13 protein-coding genes are annotated in these 15,113 nt (G+C 69.3%); 4 read left to right on the top strand and 9 right to left on the bottom strand.

The features are described from left to right. The first annotated feature begins 829 nt into the window (after positions 1 to 829). Positions 830 to 1,948: a baeRF11 domain-containing protein gene (locus tag BW730_RS05510; protein WP_077685381.1), complete on the top strand. Its 1,119-nt coding sequence runs from the start codon at positions 830 to 832 to the stop codon at positions 1,946 to 1,948. Positions 1,949 to 1,975: 27 nt separating this feature from the next. On the opposite strand, the gene BW730_RS05515 is transcribed toward BW730_RS05510, so the two are convergent. Then, positions 1,976 to 2,602, bottom strand: coding sequence for a hypothetical protein (locus tag BW730_RS05515; RefSeq protein ID WP_077685382.1), 627 nt, complete (start codon positions 2,600 to 2,602; stop codon positions 1,976 to 1,978). Positions 2,603 to 2,744: 142 nt separating this feature from the next. On the opposite strand from BW730_RS05515, the gene BW730_RS05520 reads away from it, so the two are divergent. Genes BW730_RS05520 through BW730_RS05530 form a run of 3 tightly spaced genes read left to right on the top strand, consistent with a single transcriptional unit; the run spans position 2,745 to position 6,668 of the window. Beyond that, the gene (locus BW730_RS05520; RefSeq protein ID WP_077685383.1) at positions 2,745 to 4,847 is read left to right on the top strand and encodes an MMPL family transporter; all 2,103 of its coding nucleotides are present in this window, start codon (positions 2,745 to 2,747) and stop codon (positions 4,845 to 4,847) included. Continuing rightward, entirely contained in the window at positions 4,813 to 6,057 is a 1,245-nt protein-coding gene (locus BW730_RS05525) for a sensor histidine kinase (RefSeq protein ID WP_077685384.1), read from the top strand. Before BW730_RS05520 ends, BW730_RS05525 begins: the two co-directional genes overlap by 35 nt. Then, entirely contained in the window at positions 6,054 to 6,668 is a 615-nt protein-coding gene (locus BW730_RS05530; protein WP_077685385.1) for a response regulator, read from the top strand. The genes BW730_RS05525 and BW730_RS05530 overlap by 4 nt, the downstream gene beginning before the upstream one ends. Here BW730_RS05530 and BW730_RS05535 read toward each other — a convergent pair. From BW730_RS05535 to BW730_RS05570, 8 genes are all read right to left on the bottom strand, one after another. Continuing rightward, positions 6,665 to 7,459, bottom strand: coding sequence for an endo alpha-1,4 polygalactosaminidase (locus BW730_RS05535; RefSeq protein ID WP_077685386.1), 795 nt, complete (start codon positions 7,457 to 7,459; stop codon positions 6,665 to 6,667). The two genes, BW730_RS05530 and BW730_RS05535, sit on opposite strands and share 4 nt — an antisense overlap. Before the next feature lie 40 nt (positions 7,460 to 7,499). Next, a complete protein-coding gene (locus tag BW730_RS05540) occupies positions 7,500 to 8,393 on the bottom strand; it encodes a hypothetical protein (RefSeq protein ID WP_077685387.1) in 894 nt (297 codons plus the stop codon). A gap of 236 nt (positions 8,394 to 8,629) precedes the next feature. Then, positions 8,630 to 9,091: a hypothetical protein gene (locus tag BW730_RS05545; protein WP_077685388.1), complete on the bottom strand. Its 462-nt coding sequence runs from the start codon at positions 9,089 to 9,091 to the stop codon at positions 8,630 to 8,632. Between the two features lie 168 nt (positions 9,092 to 9,259). Then, positions 9,260 to 10,234, bottom strand: coding sequence for an FKBP-type peptidyl-prolyl cis-trans isomerase (locus BW730_RS05550; RefSeq protein WP_145952737.1), 975 nt, complete (start codon positions 10,232 to 10,234; stop codon positions 9,260 to 9,262). A 124-nt stretch (positions 10,235 to 10,358) separates the two neighbouring features. After that, a complete protein-coding gene (locus tag BW730_RS05555) occupies positions 10,359 to 11,792 on the bottom strand; it encodes a glycoside hydrolase family 32 protein (RefSeq protein ID WP_077685390.1) in 1,434 nt (477 codons plus the stop codon). 36 nt (positions 11,793 to 11,828) lie between these two features. Then, positions 11,829 to 12,662: a carbohydrate ABC transporter permease gene (locus BW730_RS05560; RefSeq protein ID WP_077685391.1), complete on the bottom strand. Its 834-nt coding sequence runs from the start codon at positions 12,660 to 12,662 to the stop codon at positions 11,829 to 11,831. An 8-nt stretch (positions 12,663 to 12,670) separates the two neighbouring features. Continuing rightward, positions 12,671 to 13,606 (bottom strand): carbohydrate ABC transporter permease, encoded by a 936-nt coding sequence (locus tag BW730_RS05565; RefSeq protein WP_077685392.1) that lies wholly within the window; start codon positions 13,604 to 13,606, stop codon positions 12,671 to 12,673. Next, positions 13,606 to 14,988 (bottom strand): ABC transporter substrate-binding protein, encoded by a 1,383-nt coding sequence (locus tag BW730_RS05570; protein ID WP_077685393.1) that lies wholly within the window; start codon positions 14,986 to 14,988, stop codon positions 13,606 to 13,608. The genes BW730_RS05565 and BW730_RS05570 overlap by 1 nt, the downstream gene beginning before the upstream one ends. Positions 14,989 to 15,113: the final 125 nt, after the last annotated feature.

The raw sequence follows: 15,113 nt of genomic DNA on the forward strand, positions 1-15,113 counted from the left end.
GGGGCCTGAGATAGGCATTCGACGCTCGTCTAGCTGCGAGGTCGGAGAGACAGGAGGGGAAGGTCGCAGGTCAGCGCTGCGCCAAGTTCGGGGCGCGCGACATAGGCCGAACCGGCCTTTGACAGTCGCTGGCTGAGCATGATCGTCTCTCTCGTCTCGAAGAATTTCCTCGAACAGGTTAACAGCTTGGGCCGGGATCCGGCTGGGCGCGACCCGACATTGAGCATGTTTGGTTGCTCGATGCTCTCCACGCCCAAGTTGAACGTGCCAATCGGAAACGACTTACCAGACATGCTCAACGCAGGACCGACACTGCGGTCTCGACGGTCGGAACGTTCCACCCGGGAACCGAGGTCAACCTCACTCCCGACGACACCACGGTCGAACCGAACATGCGCGCCTATGACGCCGATCCCCGCCTCGGCGAGCGAGGACGTCGGCGTCCTGGCGACCACGGTGAACGGCCCCGTGCGCGTACTGGATCGTGGGCCGGGCCGACCCTCGGCCGTTCGCCGGCGCGACGTCCGTGGCGGAGATTGTGCGCGTCCTGGCGGGCGTGCCCGCCAACCACTCGCTGCGGTATGCACCCGTGATCGAGCCGACCCTCTCGATGGGTGTCTCCCCCTGGAGGCCGACGCCCTGGAATGGTTCCGCGACGCCGCGGCGGGGCCTCCGCGCCGCGCGGCCGACGGCTGATCCGGGCCGCCGGGCGCCGCGGGATGACCCCCTCCTAGTCAGCCCGCGGTGCCATCGCCAAGGCAACCCCACGGGGTCTGTCCAAGGGGGATAAAACTAAAATTGATGGCTCCCGACCCGAAGGACCATCACCATGTCCGAACGCTTCGACCTTCCCACCGTCGCCGATCTGCAGGCGCTGGCAGAGCCCCACGAGCGGGCGATCACTGTGTACGCGAGGACCTCTCCCGACGACCGCGAGAAGAGCCTGCTTGCCGTCAAGAGCGCCGTCGACAGCGCCTTGCGCACCCTGCGCGAGCAGGGCATCTCGCACAACATGGAGCAGGCCCTGCGCGACCGCTGGGCCGCGCACGAGGCCTCGATGATCTGGGGAAGGCTGTCGGCCTCGGTCGTGCTGCTGCTCGCCGACGACGTCGACGAGTTGTTCGTCCTTCCCAACGCGTTCGAGGACCGTCTCCAGGTCGGGGCGCATTTCGACCTCGGCCAGTTGATCCGCGCCGTGACGACCCCGCAGGAGGCGTTCGCGCTGACGCTGTCGCAGAACGGCTGGAACCTGTGGCACGCCACCGCCAGCGGCCGCGCGACCGAACTTCCGCTGCGTGGCGAGCATCCGGCCGACATCGCGGAGGCCACCAACCGGGCGACCGTGCGTGACCGCAGCCACGTCCGCCGACTGGTCGGCGACGAGGGCCGGGGCGTGCTGCTTCGCACCTACGCCCAGCGGGTCGCGGAGGCGGTCTCGACGGAACTGGCCGGCACCTCGCCGCAGGCCCCGCTGTTCGTCTTTGCCGCCGCTCCCCTGCTCGACCTCTACCGCGACGCCGACCTCACCGGCCGCAGGCTCGAGACGGTGCCCGGCGCGCCGGACGCGTTGGCGGCCCACGACATCGATGAGGCGATCCGGGCCGAGCTGCCGGGCATCAACGCGGCGGCCATCAACGCCACCATCGAGAGGCTCGGCGACGAGATCGCACAGGGCACCGTCGCGCGCGACCTTGCAGACATCGCGAGGGCGACCGCGCTCGGCGCCGTCGACACGCTCGTCTACGACCTCACGGCGAGCGAGACCGGCAGCTTCGACCCCACGAGCGGGGCGATCGGCTACGACGCGGACGGCTACCAGTTGCTGTCCAAGATCGCGCTCCAGGTGCTCCAGACCGGCGGCACGGTGCACGCCGTGCGCCCCGGTGAGGTCACCTCAGCGGTCTGGCTTCCGCCCGCGGTCGCGGGGCTGCGGTTCACGCTCGCCTGACAACCGCCGCGTCGCCACTCCCCGGCCTCAACCGGGGTGGGGCGACGCGTCGACGTCCCGGTACTGCGCGTCGAGCCATTCGGGGTACCAGGACAGCAGGTCGTCTGGCTCGCACGGCAGTCGCATCCGGTCGCCGGCGCCGTCGAATGAGTCGATCAGGCCGCCGGTCAGCCGGGCGAGCGCCGCGACCACGTAGCCGGTCAGCAGTCGCCCGCTGAACGGCTGCGGTAGTTCGATGCTGACGTCCCAGGACCAGCCGATCCCCTTCGCCGACTCGAAGTCGAACGAGGTCGTCGCGCCCCGTGCGGCGATGTCCTCGCGGCGGGCGTCGATGAGGGTGGCGTGGTGCGGGGTGATCTCGGAGTCGCTCATCCGGAGCGGGACGTCGGCGCGGGTGCCCGGGAGCGTGACGCCAAGCCGTGACATCCCGCCGAAGGTCAGCGGCGCCGTCGGGTCGTGGAGCCTGGCGGGCGGCGTGCCCTCCGCGACGATCTCGCAGCGTGGCGACGGGGCCGTCAGGTCGTGTCCGGCGAGAGCCTCCCGCGTCACGCGCCGGGCTCGGTCGGTGAGCAGGAGCCGGGCGATCTCGTCCTCCAACTCGCCCGCGGAGGGGACGAAGGCCGTCGATGGGTAGATGTCGAACGAGCTGGACATTGAGGCTCCCGTCGGTCTCTCGCGGCAACGCTACCAACGAGGTGGGTTGGGTCGGCTGCCTGCGCATCGGCCAAAAGGGTGATGTGTCTCTCGTCCCCTTTCGCGATGTCCGGGACGGGGTGCCGCTGGTGGAGTTGGTGGCATGGCAGATTCTGTATCCGGCGGGCACCTCGCCGACCGTTTGACCTCGCGCCGCGGCGCCTGGATTTCCCTTGGCATCGTGCTCGCGGTGTTCGTGGCGCTGTTCGGCATCTTCGGCAGCGCCAAGGCGCCCTCCGGCAACGCTCAGGCCCCCACCGACTCCGAGTCGGCGAGGGTGAGCGAGTTGCTGGCCGGCTTCCCCAACGCCGACAGGCAGTCCGTCCAGGTCGTGGCGACCCGCGACGACGGGGGGACCCTCCAGCCGGGCGACCTCGACGCGCTCACCGCGATGCTCCCGTCGCTGACCAGCATCCCCGAGGCGCCCGCGTCCGGGCCGCTGGTCAGCGAGGACGGCGAGGCCGCCGTGCTGATGGCCCCCATCACCGTCGGCGCCGACAACTCGGAGACCGCAGAGATGATCAAGGAGGTCCGGGGGCAGATCGCCGCAGACCATCCCGCCGGGCTGAGCCTGCTCGTCACGGGCGGGCCCGCGTTCGGTGCCGACGTCGCCTCGTCCTTCGACGGGGCCGACTTCACGCTGCTGCTCGTCACCATCCTGATCGTGGCGGTGCTGCTGATCGCCACGTACCGCTCCCCTGTGCTGTGGCTGGTTCCGCTGATCGTGATCGCGCTGGCCGACGGGCTCGCGGGTCGCGTCACCGCCGCGGCGGGCTCCGCCTGGAACCTGCAGTTCGACGCGGGCATCATCAGCGTGCTCGTCTTCGGCGCAGGAACCAACTATGCGCTGCTGCTGATGTCTCGCTACCGCGAGGAACTGATGGTCGAGGCCGACCACCGCGCCGCGCTCGCGTCGGCCTGGCGCAAGACTATGCCCGCGATCCTCGCGTCCAACCTCACGGTGGTGGTAGCGCTCGCCACGCTTGCGCTGGCCGTCATTCCCGGCACCCAGGGCCTCGGCGTCACGACCGCCATCGGCCTGCTGATCGCGCTCGCCGCGGTGGCGTTCGCGCTACCCCCGTTCCTGGCCGTGTGCGGCCGCAAGGTGTTCTGGCCCTTCATCCCCCGCCCCGGACAGGCACGCACGCAAGGCCGCGGTTGGCGGGCGCTCGCCATGAAGGTGACCAAGCGTCCCGCCGTCAGCCTCGCCGCGGGCCTGACCTTGCTCGCCGTGATGGCGGCCGGGTTGTTCGGCACGAGCGTCGGCCTCGACCAGATCGAGAAGTTCCGGGTCCAGTCCGAGTCCGCCGCAGGCCTCGAGGTGCTCTCGCAGCACTTCCCGCCCGGTGAGGCCCAGCCTGTGTTCGTCGTCGCCAAGTCCGACTCCGCCGACGACGTCCTCGCCGCGGTCGACGGCGTCGAGGGCATCGTGCGCGCGCACCCGATCGGCGAGACGGACGACGGCACGCTGACCAAGCTGATGGTCACCAGCGAGTATTCCCCCAGCACCCCAGAGAGCCTCGACCAGATCACGCAGTTGCGCGACGCGGTGCACGCCGTGCCAGGAGCCGACGCGCTGGTGGGCGGCGCCGTCGCGACCGACCTCGACGCCCGCAGCGGCAACGAGGCGGACCTGTTCCTGATCGCCCCGCTCGTGCTGCTGGTGTGTTTCGTGGTGCTGGTGATCCTGCTCCGCTCGTTGATCGCCCCGACGTTGCTGCTGATGGTCAACCTTGCGAGCGCGGTCGCCGCGATCGGAGCGGGGGCCTGGCTGAGCCGGGTGCTCATCGGGCAGGACGCGCTCGACCTGCAGGTGCCGCTGCTGTCGTTCCTGTTCCTGGTGGCGCTCGGCATCGACTACACCATCTTCCTGGTGCACCGGGCGAAGGCCGAGGCGGTCGGCCACGGCACCCGCTCCGGCATGGTGGAGGCGATCGCGCACACCGGCAGCGTGATCACCAGCGCCGGGCTGGTGCTGGCGGCCGTCTTCGCCGCCCTCGGCGTGCTGCCGCTCGTCACGTTGGGGCAACTCGGCCTCATCGTCGGCGTCGGCGTGCTCGTCGACACCCTCGTGGTCCGCTCCGTGATCGTGCCCGCCATCTTCACCCTGGTTGGCGACCGCATCTGGTGGCCGGGGCGACTCCCGTTGCCCCGTGACGGAGAATTGGCGCATGTCTCTGGTGACGATGCCCTTGTCTCAAGCTGACCTCGCGCCGGTCGGGCCCGGACGCTACGTCCGGGCCATGGAGGTCGGCCAGCACGTCATCGCGCTGGTGCTGACCTCCGTCGGGGTGATCCGCGCCGCCGTCAGCGGGGCCGACGTCCCTGCTGCGGTCATCGCGGGCGTCGTCTTCCTCGCGTGGCACACGGCCGGTTCCGTCGTGTCGGCGCGCTCCGGGTCGACCACGGTCGCGGCGTGGTGGCTGCTCGGCCTCGTCGCGGTGTGGATCGGTGCGACCATCGTGTCGGCCGAGTTCGTGTGGCTGGCCTTCCTGCTCTGGCTGCTCGCCGGGCATCTACTCTCCCTCGGCTGGGGACTGGCGCTGTCGGTCTTCGTGTTCGCCGTGGTGGTCGCGGCCCCGCTGCTGCACCACGGCGGCACCAGTTATGGCATCGTCTTCGGCCCCCTCGTCGGTGGCGTGTTCGCCTACGGCATCTCGCGGGGCTACCTCCAGTTGCTGCGCGACGCGGCCGAGCGTGAGCGACTGGTGATCTCCCTGCGGTCGGCACATGCGGAGATGGCCGACCTGCAGGACGAGTTGGCCGCCGCCCAGCGCCAGTCCGGCATCGTCGCGGAGCGCACCCGGATCTCGCGCGACATCCACGACACCGTCGCGCAGTCTCTTTCGTCGATCCGGTTGCTCGCGCACGCCCAGGTCGACGGGTCGCCCGACCCGGCAGCGGCACGCACCCTCGGCCAGATCGAGGCCTTGGCCGGTGACGGCCTCGGCGACGTGCGCCGCATCGTCGCGGCCCTCGCGCCGATGGAACTGGAGGACAACGCCCTCGCGGGTGCCCTGCAGCGCATGGTCGACCGGTTGCGGGACGAGACCGGAGTCGACGCAACGTTGCGGCTCGACGACACCCTGCCGATCCTCAGCACTGAGGTCGAGGTCGCGCTGCTGCGCACCGCCCAGTCGGCGTTGGCAAACGTGCGGCGGCACGCGGATGCTGGTCGCGTGGTCGTCAGCCTCATCGACGCGGGCGACACCGTCCGCCTCGACATCATCGACGACGGCTCCGGCTTCGATCTGCCAGCCTGGGAGAACGCCAGGGAGGCGCCGCCGTCCAGTTTCGGGCTGCGCTACATGCGCGACCGGCTCCGGGAACTGGGAGGAGGCCTCGACATCGAGACCGCCCCCGGCGAGGGAACCGCCATCTCCGGGCACCTGTCCATCGGAAGGGGACGACCATGACCCGCGTGTTGCTCGTCGACGACCACCCGGTGGTGCGGAGCGGGCTGCGAGCCGTGCTGACCTCCGGCGGCGTCGACGTGATCGGGGAGGCGGGCACCGGCGAGGAGGCCCTCGAGATGGTCGCGCGGCTGAGCCCGGACGTCGTGATGTGCGATCTCCGGCTGGGCGACGGCATCGACGGGATCCAGACGACCGCGCGGCTCACGAAGCTGAGCCCTGCCCCCGCCGTCCTGATCCTGACCACCTTCGACCGGGACGCGGAGATCCTCGGCGCCATCGAGGCAGGGGCCGCGGGTTACCTGCTCAAGGACGCCGCGCCCGAGGTGATCCTTGAGGCCATCGCCAAGGCGGCTTCCGGCGGGGTCTTCCTCTCCCCCGGCATTCAGACGCGCGTGCTGCGCGGGATGCGCAACCCACGCCCCCGCCCGACCCAACGCGAGATCGAGGTGCTCGCCCTCCTGGCGGAGGGCGCGAGCAACCGGGAGATCGCCAAGACGCTCTTCGTCACCGAGGCCACCGTCAAAAGCCATCTGGCGCACATCTTCACCAAGCTCGACGTCGACAGCAGGTCGCGCGCGGTGCACGTGGCCCGCGAGTCGGGGCTGATCTAGCCCCGGTCGCACCATTGGGCGAGGTAACCCTCCTCGCCTGGGGCGACCAGGTCGCGGTCGCGCCGAACGACGGAGATCTCGCCCCCGCGTGCCGCGCAACTCTCCGCCAGGTTCGACTCCGGCTGGTCGGCGTACTCGACCTGGATGACGCCGCGTCCGTACGCCTCGGTGTAGGCGTCGCATTCGTCGTACTCCTGGCACTCCTCGGCGACGGCGAAGTCGAAGCCGATCTCGCGGGCCCGGTCGACCAGTTCCGCAGCGTTCTTCTGTCCCGCCGCGAGGCCGGCGCGGTGCGCGCGATCGACGAGCAGGGACGCCAGGGCGAGGTTGTCGTCCACGGTGAGCAGGCCGTGCGAGCGCAAGTGGGAGTCGAGGTTGTCGAACTCGACTGCCGCGAAGCCGTCCTCGGCGCAGCCGTCGATCCAGCCTCCGACGACCTCTGCGACCGCCTGCCTCGCATCCGGCGTCGAGGTGTCGAGCAGGGCCTCGTCCCACTCCTCGTCGACGACCGGGACGCCGCCGTCGAGCAGCAGCAACCCGGCGCTCTCCCAGCCCTGTTCCTCACCCGGCTGCGACTGGAAGGCGTTGACGTAGCAGACGTTGTAGAGCCCCTCCACCGGGGAGGCGGTGCGGTCCCTGACCAGGATCTCCACGTCGTCGGCGGGCGGATAGGCCGTCCCCAACTGGTAGTCGGGCCGGGCCCCCGTCGGTGCTTGGACGCCCTCCTGCGCCGCGCCGCATCCGGCCGCCAGGAGGCAGGCGAGGACGGTCGGGAGCAGGAACGGGCGCATGCGTGCAGCCTCTCACGGGCGGCCCATCGGGGGCGACCTGCTACGTGCAGACGGTCGTGACGATGAGGGTCGCGTTCACCCTCAGCGTGCGGTCCCCGAACAGCTTGGTGGCGTCAATGTAGGCGAACTCCTTGACGGCGATGCCGAGGCCCTTCGTCGAGCCGGCGAGCAGCGCTCCCTTCAGGAGGGCGTCGGTGTCGCGGACCAGTTCCGACGCGTCGTAGGGTCGCACCAGCCTGGCCGCATAGGACGCGGGCGCGCAGCCCTCGTCGAGGTGCTTGGTGACGCTCTCCGGGTACTCGTCGAGGGGCACCTGGGAGGAGGGCGTGAAGAGTTCGGCGCGGGCCTCGGACGCGGCGGCCGCGTACGGGTTGTCCTGGAGCGCGGGGACGCCCGCCTCCTGGCGCTGCCGCGCGATCTCGGCCGTGAGGTCCTGCACGGTCAGGCTCTGGTTAACCGGCAGTTCGTCGATGTTGAGGTAGTCGGCGCAGGCCGTCGCGACCGGAAGCGACTGCTGCTCGGGCCGCATCCCGGTGCACGAGTAGGAGAACAGTTCCGTTGGCTCCACGGAGCCGTCCGCCCGGATGTAGTCCTGCTGCCACGACGGCACCAGCGCGGCAAGGCCCTCCTTGTCGGCGGCGTCCTTGGCGATCGCGTCGGCCAGTTCCTTGTCGTCGCCGAGGCCGTCGCGTTCCCAGACGTAGTGCAGGTACTCGTGCGCCAGCAGTTCGGGGCGTTGGAAGGCCGACAGATCGGCGGAGACGACGATGGCGTTTTTCGCGGGCAGGTAGCAGCCAGAACTCTCGGAACCGCAGTCGGCGGCGGTGCTCGTGCTGGAGATCAGCGACACCTGCGGGATCTCGCCGACGATCAGGTCGCCGAGCAGGGCCGCGAGCGCCTCGTCCTGTTCCACCTCGACCTCGGGGGTCTGCACCTCAGACGGCGTCGGAGTAGCAGACGGCGAAACGGTGGGCATCGCGGTGGAGGGCGCGCTGGCCGGGTCGGCGGGGCGGAGGTGGTGACTCCCGGCTCTGGGCTGGAGCAGGCGGCAAGCAGGCAGAGGCCGAGCAGCGCGATCAGCAGGGCCGGGGTACGCGGAGGCCTTCTCATGCGGGCGAAGTCTATTCGCCGCCGGGGTCTTCGCCCTTGCGGCGGGGCCCTTCGCGGAGGTCAGCCTCGGACGTGCAGCGCGTCCATCAGCGCGGTCTTGCCAGCCTCGTGCCCGCGGAACCCGGCGAGCACGCGCTCCACGACGATCCCCGGGTCGGTGTCCTCAAGCGCGTCGGCGACCATCGCCTCGATCTCGCGGGAGCGGCACTCTGCGATGAAGGCACGGGTGGCGGGGTGGGACTCATCCGCGAAGTCGGCGATCGGCATCACGTCACGCTCGAAGAAGCCTGCGGCCCCGTCGTGGGGACACATCAGGAACGCGAGCGCCACCACTGACGGCGTGCCGCGGCTCGCCCAGGCATCGACGATCGCGCGCTCGGGGACGCCGACGAAGTAGTTGGTCAGGCAGCGGTGAAGCGTCTCGCTCCTGCTCTCCTGCCACCTGGGCGCGGGGATGGGATCGCGGTGCAGCCCGACGTACTGCGGCCAGGTGCGCTCGGACGGCGTCTGCCATGCGGACAACGCGTTCCTCCTGTGGTTCTCTGCCCCTGGCTCCGGCAGGACGCGGAGGCCTCAGGGGCGGGGTGTGCGCTCACAGTACGACCCGAGGGTCGGGGCGGTTCGCACGGGGTCCGCTTAGGCCGCAACCCCCGGCATGCCTTCGGCCGACCGGGGGTTGCGGGCGCTGCGTCAGGCGGCGGGGGCCGCCGCGAGCAGGTCGAGGACGAAGATGGCTGGCGTTGCTCCGGTGGCCGCGTCCGCGGGGTAGATCAGCAGCACGCGGGAGCCGATCTTGGTGCCGACGGTCTCCTCGCCGCCGCCACCCTCAACCTTCTGGATGCCCTCGGCCCAGCTCGACTGGGACTCGCCGCCCCATTCGGCGACGACGGCGTGGTAGAACAGCACGTCATCAGCGGTGACCTCGGGTCCGGTCCCCTCCGCGAGGACGATGACCTGTGGCTCGGTGGGGGCGGGGGCGTCGGCGGCGAACGTGACCGTCGGCTCGGCGCCGAGGTCGCCCTCAACGGTCAGCCCCGCGGGCAGTTTCGCGTCGGTGGGCGTCGCGTCGGCGAGCGCCGAGGTGTCGATGTTGGTGACGCCGATGACGTCGACCACGAACACCAGCGTCGAGTTGGCGGGGATGTCGCCGTTGGCCTGGTCGCCGTAGCCGAACTCCGGCGGGACGACGATCTGGACGCGGTCGCCGACCTTGGTGCCGATCAGGCCGTACTTCCAACCCGCGACGACATCGTTCAGCGAGAAGCTGGTGGGCTCGCCCCTGTCGAAGGACGAGTCGAACTGCTTGCCGTCACTCCACAGGAAGCCCGCGTAGTTGACCTTGACGTAGGCGCCCTCCTTGGCCTCGTCGCCGTCCCCCTTCTTCAGCGTCTTGACGGAGATCTCCGTCGGGGGCTCGTCTCCGATGGCCTTCATCGAGGGGATGCCGTCGGCGTTGAAGGTGATCTCTGGCAGCGCGCCCTTCGGGTCGCGGTCGACCGTCGGTGCCGACTCGTCGACCGGCGTGTCGGCCGGTGCGTCCGTCTGCCCGGTTGTGGTGGGGGTCGGGCTCGGCTGCGACTGATTCGCGGTGTCATTGCCGGAGCAGGCTGACAGGAAGACGACGGGGGCGATCAGGCCGATGGCCAGGGTCTTGAACTTTTTCACAAGGTCGCTCTCCGCGGCCACTGTGACCGCAACGGGGATGAGATTGGCGGTTTTCTGGACCGCCGACCGGGTCAACGGTACCTAACGACCCTGTGCCGATCCTGTGCGGCGGCGGCCGCCGGGCTCAGCCGGCGACCCGAAACTCCGTCAGCACGACGTCACCGTGCCCCTCGAACCAGGCGTTCGGCGACGGCGGGGCCGCGACCAGGTCGGTGAGGACCGAGCACCCCCCGTCGGCGAAGATCTCGAGCGCCGTCGGATCGAACCAGATGCGCAGCGCCACCTCCCCCGACCGGCGCAGATCCACGGCCGCCTCCGTCACGAACGACTCCGGAAGCGCCTCGGCCCCGCGTCGCCGGTCGACGCTCAGCCTGCGGGTCGCGGCGTCGTAGGAGATCGCCACCGCAGCGGACGGGTCGGCGCCCAGGTGCAGCGTGAAGCCCTGGGACTCCCCCACGTCGACGCGCAGGTCGAGCCGACCTGCGGGCGGCAGGGTGACCGGAAGCTTCACCCGGTCGTCGACGGCGAGGTCCGAGAGCGCCTCCAGTTCGGTCACCGCGGGGCCGACCGCCTCCTGGCGCAGCAGCGTCACACCGTCGATCTCGACCAGCGAGAGCCGTCGGGCCATCGTCATGGCACCACGCTGTGGCCGTTCCGGGTCGACCGGCAGGTCGTGCGCGTAGAGCCAGTTGCTCATCCAGGCGATCAGCGTGCGGTCCTCGTCCGCCAAACCCGCGAAGGTGACGCCCGCGTAACAGTCGTGGCCGTAGTCGAGCCACGTCAGCGACCGCATGCCCGCCTCGTCGTCGGGGTCGACCTTGGGGTGCCGCACTAGCGGCGTGAACGCGCCGCCGTCGAAGTCGCCGACGAAGTACTGCGTGCCCGAGCCGCCCGCGATGCCGCCTGGGTTGATGCTGAGCAGCAGCACCCAGGCGGTCTCGTCGGTCCCCTCGATCCGCAACGGGAAGAGGTCGGGACACTCCCACACTCCCCCGACGCCCCCCTCGGGCCCGAAGGCCGAGAGGAACGTCCAGGAGAGCAGGTCGTCGGAACGGTAGAACACCACCTGCTGATCCATGGCCTCGACGGCGACCATCACCCAGTAGCTTCCCGCGGGGCCGCCGTAGCGGATCACCTTCGGGTCACGGAAGTCGGCGGAGCCCCGGTCGGCCACCGGGTTGCCCGGGTACTTGGTGAAGGTCATGCCGCCGTCGAGGCTGTAGGCGATCGACTGGCTCTGGTGCCGCCGGTCCACCGCATGCGAGGTGTAGAACGCCAGCAGCGCCGGGTTCCCAGGAGTGCCAAGCCCGGAGTCGTTGGCCTCATCGATCACCATCGACCCGGAGAAGATCTCCTCCGTCTCGTCGAAGGCGATGGCGACCGGATGGTCGTCCCAGGCGACCAGGTCGGCGCTCGACGCGTGCCCCCAACTCATGTTCCCGTGCTCGGCCCCGAGGGGGTTGTACTGGAAGTAGAGGTGGTACCGGCCATCGTGGAAGGCAAGACCGTTCGGGTCGTTGATCCAGTTCAGCGGCGGCGAGAAGTGCAACCTGGTCATGTTCCTGTTTCTCTTGTGGTCGGATTGGTTCTGGAGTTACTTGCCGACGCCAGCCGTCAGGCCCTCGCGCAGCGGCTTCTGCCCGAAGATGAACACCAGCAGGGCCGGAATCATCGAGATGATGACGCCCGCGAGTACGGTCGAGACGCTACCGGTACCCAGGTTGCCCTGGAGGGTGACCAGGCCGAGCGGCAGGGTGAAGTTCTGCTCGCTGATGGTCATGATGAGCGGTCGGAAGAACTCGTTCCAGTGGTAGTTGAACGCCAGGATGCCGACGATCGCGAGGCCCGGCGTCGCCAGCGGCAGGTAGACGCTGAAGAACACCCGCCACGGGCCGGCGCCGTCGATCGCGGCCGCCTCCCCCAGTTCGGCGGGAAGGCCCATGAAGAACTGCCGCATCAGGAACGTGCCGAACGCCGTCGGCAGCGCGGGGATGATCAGGGCCAGAAGCGTGTCGGCGAGACCCATCCCGCGGATCAGCATGAACACCGGAACGATGGTGACCTGCATCGGCACCATCATCGTGGCCAGGATCAGGCCGAAGAGCACCCTCTTGCTGCGGAACTCGAAGCGCGCGAACACGTAGCCCGCCATGGCGGCGCTCAGCATCTGGCCGAGCGCGACGAGCAGCGTCACGAGGGCGCTGTTCCACACGTAGAGCCACACCGGGATCTTGGCGAACACGTCGGCGAAGGCGGACCCGCCGACCGAGGTGACGTGCGTGACCGGGTCGGTCGGCGTCAGCGCCGTGATCAGGGTCCACACGACCGGGCCGAGGGTGACGAAGGTCGCCAGGAGCAGGACGACGTACTTGGCGATCGTTCCGATCCCCTGCCAGGGACGCCTGGCTTCAACTGCTTGAGTAGACATGTGAGACCTCACCCGTAGAAGACGAATCGCTTGCTGAGCTGGAACTGGATCGCGGTGACGAGCATGATCAGCAGCGTCAGGACGACGCCGATCGCGGAGGCTCCACCGAAGTCGAGTTGCCGGAAGGCGGACTCGTAGATGACCATCACCGCGGTGCGGGTCTCGTCGCCGGGCCCGCCGCGGGTGAGGACCCACGGCTGGTCGAAGATCTGCAGGGCGTTGATGATCGCCATCACCGACGCGACGAGCATCGTCGGGCTGATCAGCGGGAGCGTGAGTTGCCAGAACTGCTTCCAGCCGGTCGCCCCGTCGATCGAGGCGGCCTCGTAGACCTCCTTCGGGATCGCCGCGATGCCGCCGATGAACAGCAGGAACGTGAACCCGAAGTTCTGCCACACGTAGACGAGCAGGACGACGACCTTGGCGCCGAAGCCGGTGGTGAGCCAGCCGACCTTCGCGATCCCGATCCAGCCGAGGACCTCGTTGACGAGGCCGAACTCCTGGTTGAACAGGTAGGCCATGATCAGCGACACCGACGCCGCGGACAGGATCAGCGGGAAGAACAGCGTCGAGCGGAAGAAGGTCCGCAGCCAGTTGGGCATCTTCGACTGGACGAGGATCGCCAGCAGCAGCGCGACGGCGAGTTGGACGACCACCGCCGTGGCCACGAAGCCGATGGTGTTGAGGAACGAGACGCGCACCGTCGGGTTGGAGGCGAGGCGTGCGAAGTTGTCGAGGCCGACGAACTCTGGCGAGGTGATGATGTCCCAGCGGAAGAACGCCAGGACGACCGATGCGACGATCGGCAGGAAGCTGAACAGCGCGAGCCCGATCACCGTCGGAGCAAGGAACAAGGAGATCAGCAGCCGCGGCCTACGGGTCGCCCCGGAGCGTGCCACGGAGTCGGACGCGGCCGGGGCCTGCGTCGATGAGGTGGTGGACATCAGCGTCCTTTCAGTGCGAGTTCGAGGTCGCGTTGCATGTTCTCCAGCCCGCGGCGGACCCCGCCGGGGCCGTTGGTGATGGCGCCAACGACGTTCTTGATGAGCGCGGACTCCACGGCCGCCTGCTGCGGCGGGGCGGGCATCGGCCCGGTGTCGGGGAACTTGTCGAGCGTGTCGTAGAAGACCTGCCAGTGCGCAGGCCCCGTCCCTGCCCCGTAGAGCTTGGTGTTGAGCGAGCGGCGCGGCAGCGATGAGTCGGGCTGCGGGTGGGCGATGGCCATCCCCTCCATCGAGACGCAGTACTTCAGCCATTCCCAGGCCTCGTCCTTGCGTTCGGAGGTCTGCATGATCGCGTAGCCGCCGGCGCCGAACTGGTGCCGCTGGCCCGCCATCCGAGGGAAGAATGTGACGTCGTAGTCGTCGTTGGCGACTCCCGCGTCGTGCAGGCCCTTGACCCAGAAGCCGCCTGCGGGGGTCATGCCGACCTGCCCGGAGGAGAACAGCGCGACCAGTTCGTTGCCGCCGCCCTGGGCGGGGTTTGCGGCGATGCCCTCGGAGACCATCTGCTGCAGCACCTCGAAGCTCTCGACCGCGCGGTCGTTGAGCGCGTCGGCGCGCTCCCACAGGTAGCCGCCGCCGCGCGGGGCCTCGCTCGGGTAGAACCGGTTCCAGAACCAGTCGCCGCCGCTGGCCTTTTCCTCGGTGAGGAAGCTTGTCTTGTTGACGTAGAGCCACGGGACGACGCCGCCCCAGAGGCGGTTGTTCCAGAAGTACGGCAGGAACCGGCCGTCTGCGCCGGACTTCATGCCGCGGGCGACCGAGAAGAAGTCCTCGAGGCTCCAGTCGTCGGCGGGCCGTTCGAAGCCGGAGCGCTCCAGCGCCGTCGTGTTGTAGAACACGTTGGCGGCGTTGAAGTTGTCCGGCAACTGGAAGAGGCTGCCCTTGTACATGAAGGACTCGATGAGCGCCGGATGCACGTCGTCGAAGTACTCCTGCATCTCGTCTGCGTCGCGCTGCACGTACTCGTCGATCGGGTGGGCCAGCCGGGACGCGAACAGTTGGGTGCCCTCGGTCGCGACCGTGACGACGTCCGGAGGCGAGCCCGCCGCGATCATCGTCAGGATCTTTGCGAAGTATTCGCTCCAGTCCTGGCCTTGGATCGCCACGATTCGCACCGCGACGTCGGGGTGCTTCTTCTGGAAGCCTTCGACGAGCGCTTGGCGCGCCGCGGCGTCCTGCTGGGTGCCGAACAGCGCGACGGTCAGCGCGTCGTCGCCTCGGCCTGGGATGTCACGGCCTGTGAGCCTTGGCCACGAGATTGCCGTGCCTGCGACGCCGAGGCCCAGCAGCCCCACCACCGCCCTGCGGGAGATATCAACCACGATGTTGTTCCTTCTTCCTCAGCCGCGCCGACCCTCAAGTCGACACCTGCTAAATGGATTCAGCACGCACAACGTAACAAAGGAGGAGACGGCGCGCAAGCATTTTGCTGAATCAATTCAGCGCA

Source organism: Tessaracoccus aquimaris, assembly GCF_001997345.1.
Taxonomy (GTDB): Bacteria; Actinomycetota; Actinomycetes; order Propionibacteriales; family Propionibacteriaceae; genus Arachnia; species Arachnia aquimaris.

What these genes read in the sequence shown, in the direction of transcription:
- BW730_RS05530 (WP_077685385.1), top strand. Translation starts at nt 6,054, where the DNA reads ATGACCCGCGTGTTGCTCGTCGACGACCACCCGGTGGTGCGGAGCGGG.
- BW730_RS05510 (WP_077685381.1), top strand. Translation starts at nt 830, where the DNA reads ATGTCCGAACGCTTCGACCTTCCCACCGTCGCCGATCTGCAGGCGCTG.
- BW730_RS05535 (WP_077685386.1), bottom strand. Translation starts at nt 7,459, where the DNA reads ATGCGCCCGTTCCTGCTCCCGACCGTCCTCGCCTGCCTCCTGGCGGCC.
- BW730_RS05560 (WP_077685391.1), bottom strand. Translation starts at nt 12,662, where the DNA reads ATGTCTACTCAAGCAGTTGAAGCCAGGCGTCCCTGGCAGGGGATCGGA.
- BW730_RS05515 (WP_077685382.1), bottom strand. Translation starts at nt 2,602, where the DNA reads ATGTCCAGCTCGTTCGACATCTACCCATCGACGGCCTTCGTCCCCTCC.
- BW730_RS05555 (WP_077685390.1), bottom strand. Translation starts at nt 11,792, where the DNA reads ATGACCAGGTTGCACTTCTCGCCGCCGCTGAACTGGATCAACGACCCG.
- BW730_RS05565 (WP_077685392.1), bottom strand. Translation starts at nt 13,606, where the DNA reads ATGTCCACCACCTCATCGACGCAGGCCCCGGCCGCGTCCGACTCCGTG.
- BW730_RS05525 (WP_077685384.1), top strand. Translation starts at nt 4,813, where the DNA reads ATGTCTCTGGTGACGATGCCCTTGTCTCAAGCTGACCTCGCGCCGGTC.
- BW730_RS05520 (WP_077685383.1), top strand. Translation starts at nt 2,745, where the DNA reads ATGGCAGATTCTGTATCCGGCGGGCACCTCGCCGACCGTTTGACCTCG.